Consider the following 15,691-nt stretch of genomic DNA (forward strand, 5'->3'; position numbering starts at 1 on the left):
CGTTAACTATTGCCTCTTTCTCTAAATGCGCGCTCAAAGCTGCGGCGCATGTGTTCCGTGAAGGGGAAGTCAATTTCGTGTGCCAGGTAGCACCAGGCGTTGTCCACCGTGGAAGCGCCAGGCGTGCGGTCGGCGACGGATTTGCAGGAGAGGGCCACGCCGCGCCAGTTATCGGGCCAATGCTGTGGCGCGGGTCGCTCATCGAATCGCTTGATAGCCAGTTTGAGCGTTTCCGTCGCCTCCTTGTCTAGCGTGTACGGTTCGATGGCTTCACGGTACTGGCAGGGGCTGGCGCAGAAACGGCAGCCGTCGAAGGGGAGGTATGTCCCTTTGTACTGGTCGTTAAAGGGCTGCATGGCCTGTTTCACCACCTTATCTTCATGGTCGGCGAATGTGGCATCGTCTTTGAAGTTGGGCACTTGCATAAAGGTGGCGCGGTCATAACCGGTCATAAAGACCGCCGCCTGCCCCACGCCTAGCTTGCCCAGAAACTCCTGCTGCGCATCCGTCATAATCATGGCCGCCGCAATTGCCTCGCGGTCTACTTTGTGCCGCAGTTGGTGCGCGATTTGCAGGTTGGTGTTGCGCACCGCGTCCGGCGACAGCTTGTCCGGGCTTTGGTCAGAGATGAGGATGCCCTCCCCATAAGCGCGGACTTCGGCCAACATGCCGGCAAACGCCTCCACCGCCTTGGCCCGCGTATCCGCCGCCACCTCCGACGCACCCACCGACTTCACATTCTCCAACACATTATGCGCCTCTTCCACCACCGCCACATGTTGTAGCGTCTTCCCCTTGTGTAGTTCCCGGTACTCGCGTAAAAACGTGAGCAGGAACATCATCGTCAGCGCCTTGTCCTGCTGGTTCAGGTCGTTTAACTCCAACACAACCGGACGATTCAGCAGCAGGTCCATGGGAATCCCACGCTGGCAATCAAACATACGCCCGCGGCTGCCGCGCAGCAAATTGCCGATCCGCCCCGCCGCCGCGGCGCGAATGTTGTGGTACGTTTCGCCTGCATACCCGCGCGACTCGGCGATCTGGATCACCTTGTTGAACATGTCGCGCATCGTGGGAAACAGGCGATTGGGATGCTCGCCGCCGCGATCCGTCAGCTTCCACTTCTTGTCTTTGTAAATCTCCTCCAGACTTTCGGCCACGATGGACGGCAAAATACCAAATTGGGGGAGCGCGGCGTCAAAGCACGCCTGCAAACCGCCCAGGTGCGCTTCCAGCCGCACGCCGGGCAGGAGTTCAAACGGATTGAGGCGGAAGGGGGCGGTCGTTTCGTCCCCCAGCGTGAAAACGAGGACGTCGGCAAATCCCTCCTGCCCGATGAAGCCGCGATACTCCTTCTTCGCCGCCTCAATCACCAGAAAAGGAATGCGATGCCGTCGCCACAATTGATCCAGCAGGTAAAGCACCGTGTTTGTTTTGCCCGCGCCGGTAAAGCCGACTACCAGCGCGTGCCGCACCAGGTGCTTCAATTGCGCCGTTACCGCCCCGCCGCGCTGAAAGTCTCCCAGGTGCAGCTCGTCCGCCGCTGCCGCCGCCGGGCGCGGTCCCGGCTCAAAATCGGGCGCTGTTTGTTTGACGGCAATGCCGGGCACGCCGCCGCGCACGCTCACGGGCAGCCGGAACACCGCCGCCGCCCCACGCGCGCCTGTCAGGTAAACGAGCCGCTTCTTGTCGTCGCTGGCTAATCCATTTCCCCATGGGATCAACTCTAGCTGGGCAAAACAGCGGCGCGCCGCCCCCATTTGCTCCGGCGTGGTCGGGGCAATGACGTCAAAACCGCTGGGCAGGCGTTGCTCATCATCGTCTATTTCTGTTTTACCCGCCGTGATGGCGGCCCCAAACGTGCGCGCCATTGTCCAGGCGGCGGAAGCATCTGGACTGACGCACTGCACAAGGGACAGATACGGCTCCGTCAGTTGCGTGGTCAGCGCCTGATAGATACGTCCTACCAGTTCCGCCTGCGGATCGCGGCGGGCCGCCAGGGTGTTGTCCGAGTAAGTTTTGATGGTTTGTTCGGTAAGCGTGCGGGCAATTTGGGCGGCGCGCACGAGTGCATCCTTTTCCTGTACCGTAAGGGTGGTTGGTTCCAGGTAGAGGCTGACGGTAACTTCCGCCGGCTGTCGCAGCAGCATTTCAAAAGGGCGCAGCCAGGCGCCGGCGGGACGCCAGAAGGGGTGGATCAGGTACGCTTCGCCGGGAAAGACCATAAAGGGGGTGACTTCTTCATGCTGGCGCACGTCTACGAGAAAGGAGGGGGCGGCGAAGGGGAACAGGTGGCTGTTGAGGTCTCCCTCGCTGCATGGGGTATGGGGCAGGCCCATGGCGGTGAGTTGGCCGCTGAGGTCGGCGGTTATGATTTGCGCGAGATGGTGGCTTTTGCCGGCATCTACCCGCAGCCGCACCAACAAGGCCACATCAACCCTCCCCGCCTGGGGCCGGGCATGAAAACGGAGCGCAAACGCACTCCCTTCCCATTTCCGCAGCCCTAGCACAAACTGCGTCCAGCGACTGAGTACCTCGTCCAGTTTCTCCTGGTCGGCGCGTCCCAACAGGGTGTGGTCGGCCAGCCAATCGGGGAGGAAGGGCAGCCGGTAGCCGAAAAGCAGGTGGGATTGTCCGGGAGATGCCGGCAATGACTTCACATACGGTTGTAGAACTTGAGACATCATAAATCAGCCTCAGTCACTCGAAGATAGCAACATCAAATGATGCGCTCGCGCTGTCCACCGCGGAATTCATCCTTTTTCCGCACCAGTGCTGTGTTGATGCCGACCTCGTCCAGCACTTCCAAAATACTCTTGTGGACGGCCAGGGTCATGGCCGCAATGTCATCCGCGCGAAAGTGATTGTACTGGTGCTGGTAGAAGGCCATAAAACTACGTTTGAAAATCAGTCCGGCTATGCCGCCTAGAATAAACAAACCGACATAGCCGGCAACCAGGAAGGATAGATAGTCCTCGAAATAATCAAATAGCATTCCTTCCGAAGCAATGCCTACTGCCAGGAAGTCCAGAATTAGTAGCAAGAGGAATACCCACCATCGCCATAGCAACTTCACGAAAACGTCCCAGGCTATGTACAGATCCGTGCCGAATTCCCCTATGTAGACGGCCAGAGTTGTACCCACCTTGTGCAGGGAAATCTGGTAAGGACGGGTTTCGCCCAGGAGGCCGCCTGGCGTTACATCTTTGTGGGAAATCGTCACCTGGGGCATGTTGCGTTGGCGCAGGCGTTGGATCAGGAGTTGGCGCACGCGGGAGGCTTCACCTGCCTGATTGTCAATCAAGTCGGCCCAGCCATCAATGCGTTGCCCCAGCTTATCCAGGCGCACGCGCCCGGAAGAGGTCGCTGCCGGCATCGTGTACTGAACATTCGCGGGTTGAGCAGGCGTGGTTGCCGGCATGTTCAACGTAGAACCAGGAATAGGGGAAGGTGAAACGGCCTGTTTCAATGCCGTGCCACACTGGTTGCAGAAATTTTCCGTATCGGCGTTTTTCGCACCACATTGGGGGCAAAACACTCGCTTCCTCCTTTCTTTTCGTAAAAGACCTAAATGACGCGGATGCCGAACGAAGATGGTGGGCGTTCAGGCATGAGTTCTTGTGGCACATTGATTTTGTCCAATGACTCGCGCACGGTCTGTTCCACCGATTTTTCCAGAGCCACGATGTCATCCAGTTGGAATTCGTTTGGCGGTGTGCGTAGGATAGCCCAGAAATCCTTTTCCTTTAGAAACTTGTAGATGCTGTAGACGAACGCAATCAGCAGCAGCAGGGCATTGACCAGCCCTAGGGGGCCTACCAGGCACAAAAGGGCGAATAATGATCCCAGGCCGCTGTTGTTGCCAAAGGGGTTGATGGAATTGGTTGCGCTCATGACGCTGTTGCCATAGCCAAAGACGAAAAAGAGGTGAAACAGCAGCATCAGACTGATGATCGCTACCCGTAGATTGTTGATTGGCCCTTTGGCATAAGTGACTTGCGAGATGTACAAGTCTTTCCCGAATTTGCCGATATACAGGGCCACGGTGGTGATGCCGCGTTGAATGAAATAAAATGGGCGGCGCTCGACGACAATTCCTTGTCCGGTCAATTCGACCCACCGCATTCGTGACTGTTCAATTCGCCGCTGGTGAAAACGTTCGCTGATGGCCTCATGCAACGCCTCCGTCTGCTGTCCCTGGTTGTCCAGTAACTAGGAGACGTGTCGTCCTCGTTCGCCATAGCCGGCAAAAGGTCCCCAAATACTGCCGGCATTTACCCCTCCCGTTCCCATCTGTTGACTTGCATACGTCCTCTGTACTAACGGTTTGGCCGGAGGAGGTGTTGCTGGCGAGCGGGGTGCCGATGGCATGGGGGGCGACGGTTCCGCTGATGGCGTCTCCGCGAGTAAAGGCCTTGATTCAGTTGTGACAACGGCTGACCCAATACGAGCGCCACAATGTTGGCAGAATTGAGAGTCGCTTGGATTTTGTCTCAGGCAGTTTGGGCATTGCATAGGCAGGTACTCCCTATAAGCTTCATTGTCTTTGCCCACATTGATGGCAAAAACGCGCGCCTGTGTCTAGCCATGCGCCACAATGAGAGCATTGCCCGGCCGGGCGACGCCGGTGGCTAAAAGCATAGGCGCCAACGCCCGCGAGAATGAGTATTCCGCTGGCGATAAGAATAATCGGAGTGGGAAAACGACTTTTCTCGGTAAGAATGGCCTGAACGGGACCGACCGGATTATTCCATCGCACTTTGCCCGGTTCGATTTGCTGACCATTGCTGGAAATAACCTGACCACCAACAAGAGTCAGCACATTGCTATTCGCTAATGAAAGGTCTCCCATGTTTTCGTTGTAAACTATCTGTCGCTGCCCATCTACTTCTTTCACCTGAATGGACGTATTCTCAAGTATTTGTTGCGTTAATAAGTCATAACCTGTGCCTTCTGCGTGAATGGTATATTCGAGAATGTCGTCACGCTGATCCAGTGACCAAGAAGCGGTAGCTCCCAGACTTTGCAGATTGGCGACATTGTCCCGCAGTTCAGCCTCAAAGTCGGCCTGCGAGCCAATCAAAGCCAACGTTTGCCGTGGAATGCGAATAATCATGTCAACTACCCACTGTTCTTCTGGATAGAATGTAACTGTGCGGTCTAATTCGCCGCCACATCCGACCAGAAGCGACAGGAGTATGAGACTGGTTAGAGGCACTAAACGCCAGAGGCCGAAGGGTTTACGCATCCGCGGCACCTAAAATGATTGGTATGAGTTGCTCCAATCGCTCTCATGATAATTGTCACGTCGAGGTGGTCTTTCTGCTATGATCAAAACGGCGGCAATGATCAGGGCAATCAGACCAATTCCCGCCGCCCACAATCCGAACTCGCTGCTTACTTCAAGACCATTGGCGGCGGCATCCTGATTGAGTTGATTCCATTTGAGTAATAAGACGGCCAGCCCGGCAGCAGAACTCAGCATCTGTCCCACGCCTACGATGGCCCCAGGCACTTTTGCCGCGGTGAGGCCCATGAGCAGCCCTAAGGAGAGCAACGCGGCTCCTGGCGCGACGAAAACGGCGGCATCACCATCGAAAGATTGCGCGCCCAAGCGGGTGTTGACCTCACCGCCCGCCGCAAGTTGGTAGCCACTTAGCCGGGCGACAGGCTGATTGCCACAGGAAACGGTAATCCAGGGGAGAAAGAAACACAGGAGAACAAAGAGAGCAACAGGACCACTGAGAATGCGACCAATCGACATAAGCACCTCGTGCTGTTGGAGAGGATTTGACTATTGCGCGACTTATTCAATTGTTATACTGTTTTGCGCTAAAATTTCTCCCCAAGATTCAAGTAAATGTCCAAATTGGAGGAGGCTGAACGATGACAAGAGTATTGGTAATTGCCCTGGATGGGGCGACGTGGGATTTGCTGCGGCCGTGGATGAATGCCGGCATTCTCCCCCTCCTCTCCCGCCTATTCCAACAAGGCCGCGGCGGTGTGCTGGAAAGCACCATCCCCTGGGCCACCCCCACCGCCTTTGCCTCCTTTGCGACCGGCACCAACCCGGGCCAGCATGGCGTATTCGACTTTGGCCGCCTCATTGGTGACGACTACACCGCCTTCATTCCCACCAACGGCGCGGATGTGCAACGGCCCACGTTGTGGCGTTTGCTGTCGGATGCCGGCATTTCCTCCGCCATCATCAACATGCCCATGACCTACCCCGCCGCGCAGATTGATGGATGGTTGATTGCCGGCATTCCCTACCCCCACCACAGCCCTCGCCTCTGCCACCCCCCCGACCTCCTCGACAACCTGCGCCAGCACGACTGGGACCTCGTCCTCAACGCCTCCGACGACCTCGGCGGCAGCTACGCCGACTACCACCAGGGATTGCTGCGACTCGTGCGCCAGCGCGGTGCGGCAACCGCCCACCTCATCCGCCAGCACAACCCCGACTTCGTCTGCGTCCACTTTCTGGAAACAGACCAGGCGCAGCACCGCTTCTGGCAATTCCTCCCCGGCGAACCCCGCCACGATCCACAAGGCCCGCACACCAACGCCATTCTCGCCGTCTTCCAGGAAGTCGAACGAGCCATGCAACAAATCATCGACGCCGCCGGGCCAGACGTCACCCTTTGCGTTATGTCCGACCACGGCTTTGGCCCCTCGCGCCACCAGGTCTGGCCCAACAACTGGCTGCGGCAAAATGGCTACCTCGTCCTCAAGAACACGCCCGGCGTCCGCCTCAAGCGCCTGCTTTACCAAATGGGACTCTCCCCCGCCGCCATCCGCGAAAGAGCGCCCGAACGCCTCAAACTCGCTATCCTCCAATTCTTCGAGCGGCAAAAAGGGCGCGCCATCGCCTCCCAACTGGAAGATGACCGCGGCCCGGCCCGGCGCAAAGGCATCATGGATTGGCTCACGGAGCGGCTGGCGCTGGACTTTTACGATGTCGATTGGTCTCGCACCGTCGCTTTCTCCACCGGCAGCACCTCCGTGGGCTACGTCTTCCTCAACGTCACCGGACGCGATCCCCAAGGCATCGTCCCGCCCGGCGCGTCCTACGAAGCCTTGCGCGCCGAAATCGCGGAAAAGTTGCGCCAATGGCCAGCCGTCGGCGCGGTCAGTACACGCGAAGAAATCTGGCACGGCGCGCAGCTTGACCACGCGCCCGATCTCGTCATTCGCTGGGCCGCCGACAGCACCGACGCTCGCTACTTTCAGACCCGATTCAGCAGCCACCATCTGATCAAACCCGTGCCCAACGATTACGCATCCCATCGTTATGATGGCTTATTTTTCTTTCATGGACCAAACGTGCGCACGGGGGAAGAACAGCGCGCCAATATCCTCGATCTGGCTCCGACCTTACTCTGGCTGCTGCGCCAACCCGTCCCCACGTACATGGATGGGCGCGCTCTCACGGAATGCTTCCAACTTGACCACCCCGTCACTTTTACAGAGGAGGCCGCTTCCACCCACCCGTCCGATTTCGCCCTCTCCACGGACGATGAGGCCGCGATCCGGGATACCCTGCGCGCGCTTGGCTATATTGAGTAACTGTTTATGCCGGCATTCCCCGAACAAAGGACGCCAGCGATTCCGGACCCGTACCTTCTCCCCCGCCACTATTCCCTGATGACCGAACTGACGAACCCACACGACCGATTCTTCAAAGAAACATTCACCCGCATAGAACTGGCGCAAGATTTCTTCGCCCAGTATCTACCCGCGCCCGTTGCCGCGACATTGAACCTCAACACCCTTGAGTTACAATCGGGCAGCTTCGTGGACCCCGACTTACAGCAGCAATTCGCCGATCTGCTTTACCGCGTCACGCTTCAAAGCGAAGGCGATGCCTATATCTACTTGCTGTTGGAACACAAAAGCTACCCCGATCCCCAGGTCCCGTTCCAACTCCTGCGCTACCTTGTCCGCATCTGGGAAAGAGACCTGCGCGCGCAGGAAACCCTGCGCCCCATCGTTCCCCTGGTAGTCTATCATGGACAGGGTCGGTGGCAGGTCCCCCTCACCTTTTCCTCCTGCTACTCAGGCCCCGAAGTCTTACGCGCCTATTGGCCGGACTTTCGCTATGAGTTGCAGGACCTTTCTCGTCTTAGCCACGCTGAAATCACGGGAGCCTTGCCATTACAGATTGCCCTGCTGGTACTGAAATACATCCTTGACCCCACCCTCCATGACCATTTGGGCGATATTCTGAGCCTATTCAAGAAACTGGCGGATACGCAGTCAACGTTGACTCTACTGAAAAAAGGCCAAAAACCGGGTTTTTACACATGAACCACTCTGGTAATTTTGGCCGGGCACTCGAAAAACCCGGTTTTTTCAGTGAACTCAACGTTGGAATATCTCCATACAGTGTTGTATTATATTGGCATCGCCGGGGCGCACATAACCCGCGATGACATGACGAATGTTGTGCAAACGACGCTGGCGGACAAAGGAAGTGAGATGATGCAGACTGTCGCCCAACAGTGGATCGCGGAAGGAATTGAGCGAGGAATTGAGCGAGGCGTGGCTCAAGGGCGTGTGCAGGCGTTGCAGGAGGCCATCTTGGATTTGCTTCAAGTGCGGTTCAGCGTGCTGCCAACGGGGTTGACCGCGCAGGTAATGGCCTTAACGCACGCGGAATTCTTGCGCTTGCTGCTCCGCGAAGCGGCGGTGACGGACAGCATGGCGGAATTCTCCCAGCGGCTTGCACATCTCGCGTCTGAGCCGCCGCGGCCAGGCAATTAACATGGAGTGGGCCGCGCATTGACGCGGCGAAGATGCTCATGATTCCCTGTACTATCGGTATCACGGCGCACAATGAGGAGGCCAATATCGGCAAGCTCTTGCAGCGCATTTTGGACCAGAAACTCGTCACGGTAGAGCCGCGCGAAATCATTGTTGTCGCCAGTGGTTGCACGGACAATACCGAGGCGATTGTGCGCCAGTTTGAGCAGCAGGACGCCCGCGTGCGCCTGCTATCGCAGGAAAAGCGCGAGGGCAAGGCATCGGCGATTAACCTGATTCTGCGTGACCTGAGCGAGAAGGTGGTGGTGATTTGTAGCGCGGATTTATTGCCGGCATTTGACGCCATCGAACAACTCGTTTCCCCCTTTGCAGACCCCGAAATCGGCATGACAAGCTGCCGCCCCGTCCCCGTCAACGACCCCAACACCTTCATGGGCTTCGCCGCCCACATGCTCTGGAACCTGCACCACGAGATCAACCTGCGCTCCTTCAAAGCCGGCGAGATGATCGCCTTTCGCAAAATCTTCGAACGCATCCCCTACAAAACCTCCGTAGACGAAGCCAGCATCGAACCCGTCATCCGCGCACAAGGCTATCGCGTCCGCTACGTGGCCGATGCCATCGTCGCCAACAAAGGCCCTGAAACCGTAGCCGACTTCTTGCGCCAGCGCCGCCGCATCTACTCCGGCCACCTGGACGTGAAAATCCTGCTGGGCTACTCCGTCAGCACCATGAGCGGGGGAAAAGTGCTGCGACTCCTGCTGCGCCACCTCGACTGGCGACCCAAACAGCTTATGTGGACCTGGACCGTGGTGGCCCTGGAAGCGTATGGCCGCTTTCTCGGCTGGCGCGACCATAAGCAGCAGCGTGACCACACCGTCTGGGAAGTAGCCACCTCCACCAAAAAACTGGAAACCTCCTGACCCTCTCGAAGACAGGACGCGGACGAGCGCGGAAGGACGCGGACAAGCGCGTCTGCTTCAGCGGCGCAAGCCGTAACTGTCTTCGAACATGGCGCGCTCCGCGTCTCAACCACAGCCTATGAAATCCATGCTAGGCGTCCTGGCAAAAATACCAGCCTATCAGCTTTATCGGCGGTTTGGCTGGCCGCAAACGCTGCCCGTCAACATCACCCTGTCCCCGTCTCCCAAGTGCAACTCCCGCTGCCTCACCTGTAACATCTGGATGAAGCGGGAAAATGAACTGACCCTGGACGAGTGGGACAAGGTTCTCGCCTCCCTCGGACCCGCGCCATACTGGTTCACCATCAGCGGCGGCGAGCCGTTGATGTTCCCCAAAATCGTGGAACTGGCGCAGCTTGTCTATCAACACTGCCGCCCCGGCATCATCAACATCCCCACGAATGGCATCCTGCGCAGTGGCCCAGATCGCGTGCGCGCTATTCTGGAGAGCTGCCCGGAAAGCCAGTTGATCATCAACCTCTCGCTCGATGGTGTGGGTGAAAAACATGATTTCATTCGCGGGGTGATGGGCAACTTCGAGAAGTTTGAGGAGCGGCTGCAGCAGTATTTTGACCTGCGGCGCGAATTCCCCAACCTGGCAGTAGGTATTCACTCCGTCGTGTCCGTGTTCAACGTGCACGACCTGGACGAGCTGATCGCCTACGCGGACCGATCCGGGGCGGATCAGTTCATTACGGAGATCGCCGAGCCGCGCGTGGAGTTGGATACGGTGGGATTGCCGATTACGCCGGACAAAGCCGCCTACGCCGCCGCTATCGACCGCCTGATCGCCTACGTCAACACGCACCAGTATCGCGGCGTGTCACGCATCACGGAGGCGTTCCGCGTGGAGTACTACAAGCTGGTGAAACGCATTTTGGAGGAGCAGGATCAGGTGATCGATTGCTATGCCGGTTGGGCCAGCGCCCAGATTTACGCCGATGGCACGGTCTGGCCCTGCTGCGTGCGCGCCGACGATCTGGGCAATCTGCGCGACCACAACTATGATTTCGCCGCTATCTGGTTTGGGGAGAAAATCAAGGAAGTACGGCGCAGCATTGCCGCCAAGGAGTGCTACTGCCCGCTGGCGAATGCTTCTTACACGAACATGCTGCACGATGTCCCCACGCTGGCCCGGGTAGGCACGAAAGTAGTAACGAAAAGATGATGGCTTGCCACCTTCCCGGAAGCTGTTTGATGCTAAAGGACGTGAATAATGAGACGCTCTTGGCCTGAAATGGCTTCCGAGAAGGTCTCATGGATCAGGTCCCCCAGATGCCTCATAACCATTCGCCCATTTACCCATTCACCCATTAATTGTTACTCAGTTCCAGAACGATGGGCGTGGCGGGGTCGCCGCGTTGGCCGAAGATGTCCTGCAAACTGGCCGTGATCACGTTGCGCCCGCCGTCGTCGTGGCTGCGGGTGAGGGTGATGGGGATGTCTAAGATGCCGGCATTATCCACCACCCCCGCGTAATAATTCACACCCAACAAACTATTCACCTCGTAGGCGTCCAGATCAAACCCTCCCCCCGGCACGCCCGCCGTCAGCAACCCGCCCTCGGCCACCAGGAGATGCACCGTCATCCCTGGCGTCCCCATCACGCGCACCTGTTGCGTCGCGTCCTGCACCGTCGCAGGAGGCGCGGCGACGCCCATGACCTGTATCGTTGGCGCGGCGGGGACGTCCGCGCGCACCAATGCCATCGCGCCGCTGAGGCTGTCGGGAATGGGCGAGAGGGCGGCGGTGATGCTGCTGCCATCGTCAAAGGTGATGGTGACGATGGCTCCCGACATTTCTAGCCCGGAAATGCTGCCGGCATCACCAGGACCTGGCCCGGTAACACCACGAATACTCGTCGGATCGACATCCACGGAAAACGAAACGCTTTCCCCCGGATCAAAATCATCAAAATGGAGGTCGAGGATGTCATAGCCGCCATCGTGCGGGCTGCTGTAGTTGTGACCGAGGAAGCCGACCGGTTGGGCCATGCCGTCAATCTGCAAATCTTTGGCGACGAGGTCGCCGGCGACGCCCAGCGGGTCAAAAACCAGGTCGGGCAGGATGGCGGCACGCAGGTCAATGCGCGCTTGCGTAATGGTGAGGCTGCCGGGGGCGTTGTTGCTGAGGGTGAAGGAATGGGGAGCGAAGGTGCTGGCGTTGATGCCGGCATTCTCCGTCACCACCAACACCGCTTCCGGCAAAACAGGCGGCGCACCCGTGTGCAACAACAGCGGCACAAAAACCGCCACATCCCCTTGCGCCGCGCCTGACCTGCCGGCAGCCGCCACCACGCCCAACAAAATCACCAGACTGATCACCATTTGTCGCATATCGTATTCACTCCTGACGCCGCCATTCATCGAATTGTAGCCACGGCGTGGCAAGACCACAAACCGCCCCCGCTGTAGGGGATTCGTCAGCCAATGGTGCGAGAAACAGGTGGATCGATACCCATTTTTCCCGTAAACTCGGGGCATGAAAGTTGTCGTAACCGGAGGAACCGGCTTCTTAGGGGCCGCGTTGACGCAAGAACTATTGCGACAGGGAGCGGACGTCCACGTCATCGCCCGCGCCGGCTCTGATCGCCATCGCCTGCATGGGCTGCCCGTAACCATCCACACGGCGGAGATGACGCAGCCGGATACGCTGGCCGGACTGTTTGCGGCTGCCGATGGCGTGATTCACGCTGCCGGCATTCTCGGCCAGGCCAACACCCCCGAATCCACCTACCAGCAGATCAACGTTGCCGGCACGGAAAACATCCTCCAGGCCATCCACAACAGCGGCGCGCGCCCCCGCATCCTGCACATCAGCAGCGCCGGCGTGCTGGGGCCGCTCTCGCCCACCGCCGCCCCCCTGGACGAAACCGCGCCCCTGGCCCCCAGCAACCCCTACGAACGCAGCAAAGCGGACGCCGAGCACGTAGCCCGGCGATTCGCCGCCGCCGGGCTGCCCGTGACCATCGCCCGCCCGGAATTCGTCTACGGCCCCGGCGACTGGCACGTTTTTGGCCTCTTTCGCGCCATTCAGCGGCAGCAATTCTTTTACATTGGCGGCGGCCACAACACCTGCCACCCCACCTACATTGACGACGCCGTGGCCGGGATGCTCGCCTGTTGGCGGCACGGGCGGCCCGGCGCGGCGTACCACATCATGGGACCACGTCCTGTGACGTTCCGCGAACTGGCGCAAACCATCGCCGCCGCCCTGGATGTGCCCCCGCCGCGCCTGAATGTACCGGTCTGGCTGGCGTATTTGGGTGCGTGGGCATTGGAAAATGCCGGCAAAATCACCCACCGCCCCGTCCCCCTCAGCCGCACCGGCGTCGCCTTCTTCCGCGAACATCGCCGCTTCTCCTACGCCCGCGCCACGCGCGAACTCGGCTACCAACCCCAAACCGACCTGCCCACCGGCATCACCCGCACCATCGCCTGGTATCACCAACAAAAACGCCTCTAAAAAGCACACCTCATACCTCATACCGCACGAGACCCTCCCATGACCTTCGACTGGCTGAAAAAATACCAACACAACATGCAAAAACCCGCCGACTACGCCGAAAAAACCCTGGCCGCCTATCGCCTGGGCATGAAGGCCGGCGGCTCCATCGTTGGCGTGCGCCTGGAAGTGCAGGCGGATGGTTGCCCGGCGGCCCAAGCTCTCTTCCCCGACCGCGTATATAGCCCGGACGACGCGCCGCGCGTGCCTCTGCCGGACTGCCCACGAGGGAACCGCTGCACCTGTGTCTACCGCCCCGTCATGACCTACGAGCGCCCCGCCCGCGCCGCGGATCCGGACAAGTAATTCGCCATGCACAAACTGCCCTATCGTTCCATCAAATCCCTCTATGCGCTGGCGCTGGCCGAAGGCGAGGGCGTAGGGACTGCCTACGAATACTTCGCCAAACGGCTGGCCATGTCCCGCTGGCTGCCCGCCGCCTGGCGACCCCGCCGCCTGCTGGTCGCCGGTCTGCCGCAGAAGTATGGTCTTAGCTTTGATTTCTGGCTGCTGGCGGCGGAGTGGGGCGCGGCGCTGACCATTGCCGATGAACGTCCGGCGGCGCTACAAAAGGCGCGGGAGGCGTTGGATCGGGCGCAGGAAGGTGGCTTGCTGCCGGCATTACGTCCACAGTTCGTCCTCGTGGGGGATTGGCCGACAATGGCGGAACTGCCGGGCGATTTTGACCTGGCGCTCTCGTCCGAACTGCTGCAGCGGCTGCCCCCACCCGCGCGCATGGCCTACACAGCCCAATTGCAGGCGCGCGCCTCCCTGGTTGGGCTATTTTGCCCCAACGCGGAGAACGCGGGACACACCAATGTGAGCGGCTTGACGGGGCTGCGCCTGGAGGAGGCAATAGCGCTTAATGCGGGTTCCGGCTGGCGGATGCGCGCCGGTTTTGTGGACATGCCTCCGTTCCCGCCAGGGGTGACGCGCAGCGAGGCGCAGCGGGCGCAGGCGAGCAGCGGCCGGTTGGAGGGGGCGGCGATGTGGGGGTTGGAATGGTATGCGCGGTTGGAGTGGTGGATGCCGGCATCTATCCGCCGCGCCCAATCCCACATCATCTACGCCCTCATGCAGCCCACGTCAACTTGACCGCCCACCTGCCTCGGCTATAATCTTCGCACCATCTGTGATAAATTTCTCAGACAACATACGCCGATCACTCGTGCCCGCCAACTTACCACTGACAACTATTTCCGAACGAAACGCGATGAGCCGCGACGCATTGCTTGGTTGCGTACATGCCCAAGCCATCATAGACGAAAACAGTCGCGGCTTGCGCTTGACCCAAATCGCGTTTCATCCGCGAACGGGTGGCACTGCTGACACGACCAACTGTCAACCACCCGTCCACTACTTTCGAAGGAGGCCCCGTGCCTAAAGCACTCATTACCGGTATCACCGGCCAGGACGGTTCCTATCTGGCTGACTTTCTGCTCAAACAAGGGTATGAAGTCGTGGGCATGGTGCGCCGCACCAGCACAATCAACTTCCACCGCATCGCCCACATCCAGGACCAAATCACCCTCGCCAACGGCGACATGCTGGATCAGGTTTCCCTTGTCCACATTCTGGAAGAACACCGCCCCGACGAAATCTACAACCTGGCGGCGCAATCCTTCGTCCAAACCTCCTGGACGCAGCCCGTCTTCACCGGCGAAGTCACCGCCCTCGGCGTGACCCGCATCCTGGACGCCATACGCATCGTGGACCCCCGCATTCGCTTCTACCAGGCCAGCTCCAGCGAGATGTTCGGCAAAGTGCGCGAAGTGCCGCAAAAGGAAACGACGCCCTTTTACCCGCGCAGCCCCTACGGCGTGGCTAAAGTTTACGGACATTGGATCACCGTCAACTACCGCGAAAGCTACGATTTGCACGCCGTTTCCGGCATTCTCTTCAATCACGAAAGCCCGCGCCGTGGCCTGGAATTCGTCACGCGCAAGATCACCCACCACGTCGCCAGAATTAAGCTCGGCTTGACCGATGAACTGCGACTGGGCAATCTAGACTCCCGCCGCGATTGGGGTTTTGCCGGCGACTACGTGGAAGCGATGTGGCGCATGTTACAGCACGACGACCCGTCCGATTACGTCATCGCCACGGGCGAAACGCATTCGGTGCAAGATTTCCTGGAGGAGGCGTTTGGCTACGTTGATCTCGATTGGCGCGACTACGTGGTGCAGGACCCGCGCTTCATGCGTCCGGCGGAAGTGGATTTGTTGGTGGGAGATGCCGGCAAAGCGGGCCGCGAACTGGGATGGGAACCACGCATCACCTTCGCCGGACTCGTGCGCATGATGGTAGACGCCGACATCAAAATGCTAGAAGATGGCCGCACGCCCATGTAACGCTCCTGGTAACGGCTAAGGAACGGAAATCAAATAAGACAACGAAGTTGTTCCCTTACCGTTCCCGCAAACTGACGATGCCATTCTGTACTGTATTTCATCGTCAGT

Annotated in this window: 15 protein-coding genes; 9 read left to right on the forward strand and 6 right to left on the reverse strand. The window is 59.1% G+C overall.

From position 1 onward, the window contains the following. Window positions 1–2 precede the first annotated feature (2 nt). The 5 genes from H6650_06450 to H6650_06470 form a co-directional block, all read right to left on the reverse strand. Window positions 3–2,687: an ATP-binding protein gene (locus H6650_06450; protein MCB8951640.1), complete on the reverse strand. Its 2,685-nt coding sequence runs from the start codon at window positions 2,685–2,687 to the stop codon at window positions 3–5. 32 nt (window positions 2,688–2,719) lie between these two features. Beyond that, window positions 2,720–3,538 (reverse strand): zinc-ribbon domain-containing protein, encoded by an 819-nt coding sequence (locus H6650_06455; protein MCB8951641.1) that lies wholly within the window; start codon window positions 3,536–3,538, stop codon window positions 2,720–2,722. 29 nt (window positions 3,539–3,567) lie between these two features. Then, complete coding sequence (locus H6650_06460) at window positions 3,568–4,110, reverse strand: hypothetical protein (protein ID MCB8951642.1); 543 nt, start codon at window positions 4,108–4,110, stop codon at window positions 3,568–3,570. Window positions 4,111–4,537: 427 nt separating this feature from the next. Further along, complete coding sequence (locus tag H6650_06465) at window positions 4,538–5,248, reverse strand: zinc ribbon domain-containing protein (GenBank protein ID MCB8951643.1); 711 nt, start codon at window positions 5,246–5,248, stop codon at window positions 4,538–4,540. Window positions 5,249–5,257: 9 nt separating this feature from the next. Then, the gene (locus H6650_06470) at window positions 5,258–5,764 is read right to left on the reverse strand and encodes a hypothetical protein (GenBank protein ID MCB8951644.1); all 507 of its coding nucleotides are present in this window, start codon (window positions 5,762–5,764) and stop codon (window positions 5,258–5,260) included. Between the two features lie 122 nt (window positions 5,765–5,886). Between H6650_06470 and H6650_06475 the strand changes: the two genes are divergently transcribed. The 5 genes from H6650_06475 to H6650_06495 all read left to right on the forward strand — a co-directional run bounded on the left by H6650_06475 (window position 5,887) and on the right by H6650_06495 (window position 10,896). Further along, window positions 5,887–7,569: an alkaline phosphatase family protein gene (locus H6650_06475; GenBank protein MCB8951645.1), complete on the forward strand. Its 1,683-nt coding sequence runs from the start codon at window positions 5,887–5,889 to the stop codon at window positions 7,567–7,569. A gap of 6 nt (window positions 7,570–7,575) precedes the next feature. Continuing rightward, the gene (locus tag H6650_06480; protein ID MCB8951646.1) at window positions 7,576–8,310 is read left to right on the forward strand and encodes an Rpn family recombination-promoting nuclease/putative transposase; all 735 of its coding nucleotides are present in this window, start codon (window positions 7,576–7,578) and stop codon (window positions 8,308–8,310) included. A gap of 78 nt (window positions 8,311–8,388) precedes the next feature. Further along, window positions 8,389–8,766: a hypothetical protein gene (locus H6650_06485; GenBank protein ID MCB8951647.1), complete on the forward strand. Its 378-nt coding sequence runs from the start codon at window positions 8,389–8,391 to the stop codon at window positions 8,764–8,766. 38 nt (window positions 8,767–8,804) lie between these two features. Continuing rightward, complete coding sequence (locus tag H6650_06490; protein MCB8951648.1) at window positions 8,805–9,689, forward strand: glycosyltransferase; 885 nt, start codon at window positions 8,805–8,807, stop codon at window positions 9,687–9,689. Window positions 9,690–9,807: 118 nt separating this feature from the next. Continuing rightward, window positions 9,808–10,896 (forward strand): radical SAM protein, encoded by a 1,089-nt coding sequence (locus H6650_06495; protein ID MCB8951649.1) that lies wholly within the window; start codon window positions 9,808–9,810, stop codon window positions 10,894–10,896. A gap of 145 nt (window positions 10,897–11,041) precedes the next feature. Here H6650_06495 and H6650_06500 read toward each other — a convergent pair whose 3' ends face one another. Beyond that, the gene (locus tag H6650_06500) at window positions 11,042–12,064 is read right to left on the reverse strand and encodes a hypothetical protein (protein ID MCB8951650.1); all 1,023 of its coding nucleotides are present in this window, start codon (window positions 12,062–12,064) and stop codon (window positions 11,042–11,044) included. 145 nt (window positions 12,065–12,209) lie between these two features. On the opposite strand from H6650_06500, the gene H6650_06505 reads away from it, so the two are divergent. From H6650_06505 to gmd, 4 genes are all read left to right on the forward strand, one after another. Then, on the forward strand, window positions 12,210–13,193 hold the full coding sequence (locus tag H6650_06505) for an NAD-dependent epimerase/dehydratase family protein (GenBank protein ID MCB8951651.1): 984 nt from the start codon (window positions 12,210–12,212) through the stop codon (window positions 13,191–13,193). Window positions 13,194–13,232: 39 nt separating this feature from the next. Then, window positions 13,233–13,538: a hypothetical protein gene (locus H6650_06510; GenBank protein ID MCB8951652.1), complete on the forward strand. Its 306-nt coding sequence runs from the start codon at window positions 13,233–13,235 to the stop codon at window positions 13,536–13,538. A 6-nt stretch (window positions 13,539–13,544) separates the two neighbouring features. Continuing rightward, the gene (locus tag H6650_06515) at window positions 13,545–14,327 is read left to right on the forward strand and encodes a hypothetical protein (protein ID MCB8951653.1); all 783 of its coding nucleotides are present in this window, start codon (window positions 13,545–13,547) and stop codon (window positions 14,325–14,327) included. A gap of 281 nt (window positions 14,328–14,608) precedes the next feature. After that, complete coding sequence (gmd, locus tag H6650_06520) at window positions 14,609–15,583, forward strand: GDP-mannose 4,6-dehydratase (GenBank protein ID MCB8951654.1); 975 nt, start codon at window positions 14,609–14,611, stop codon at window positions 15,581–15,583. Window positions 15,584–15,691 lie beyond the last annotated feature (108 nt).

It is taken from the genome of Ardenticatenales bacterium, from assembly GCA_020634515.1.
Taxonomy (GTDB): Bacteria; Chloroflexota; Anaerolineae; order Promineifilales; family Promineifilaceae; genus JAGVTM01.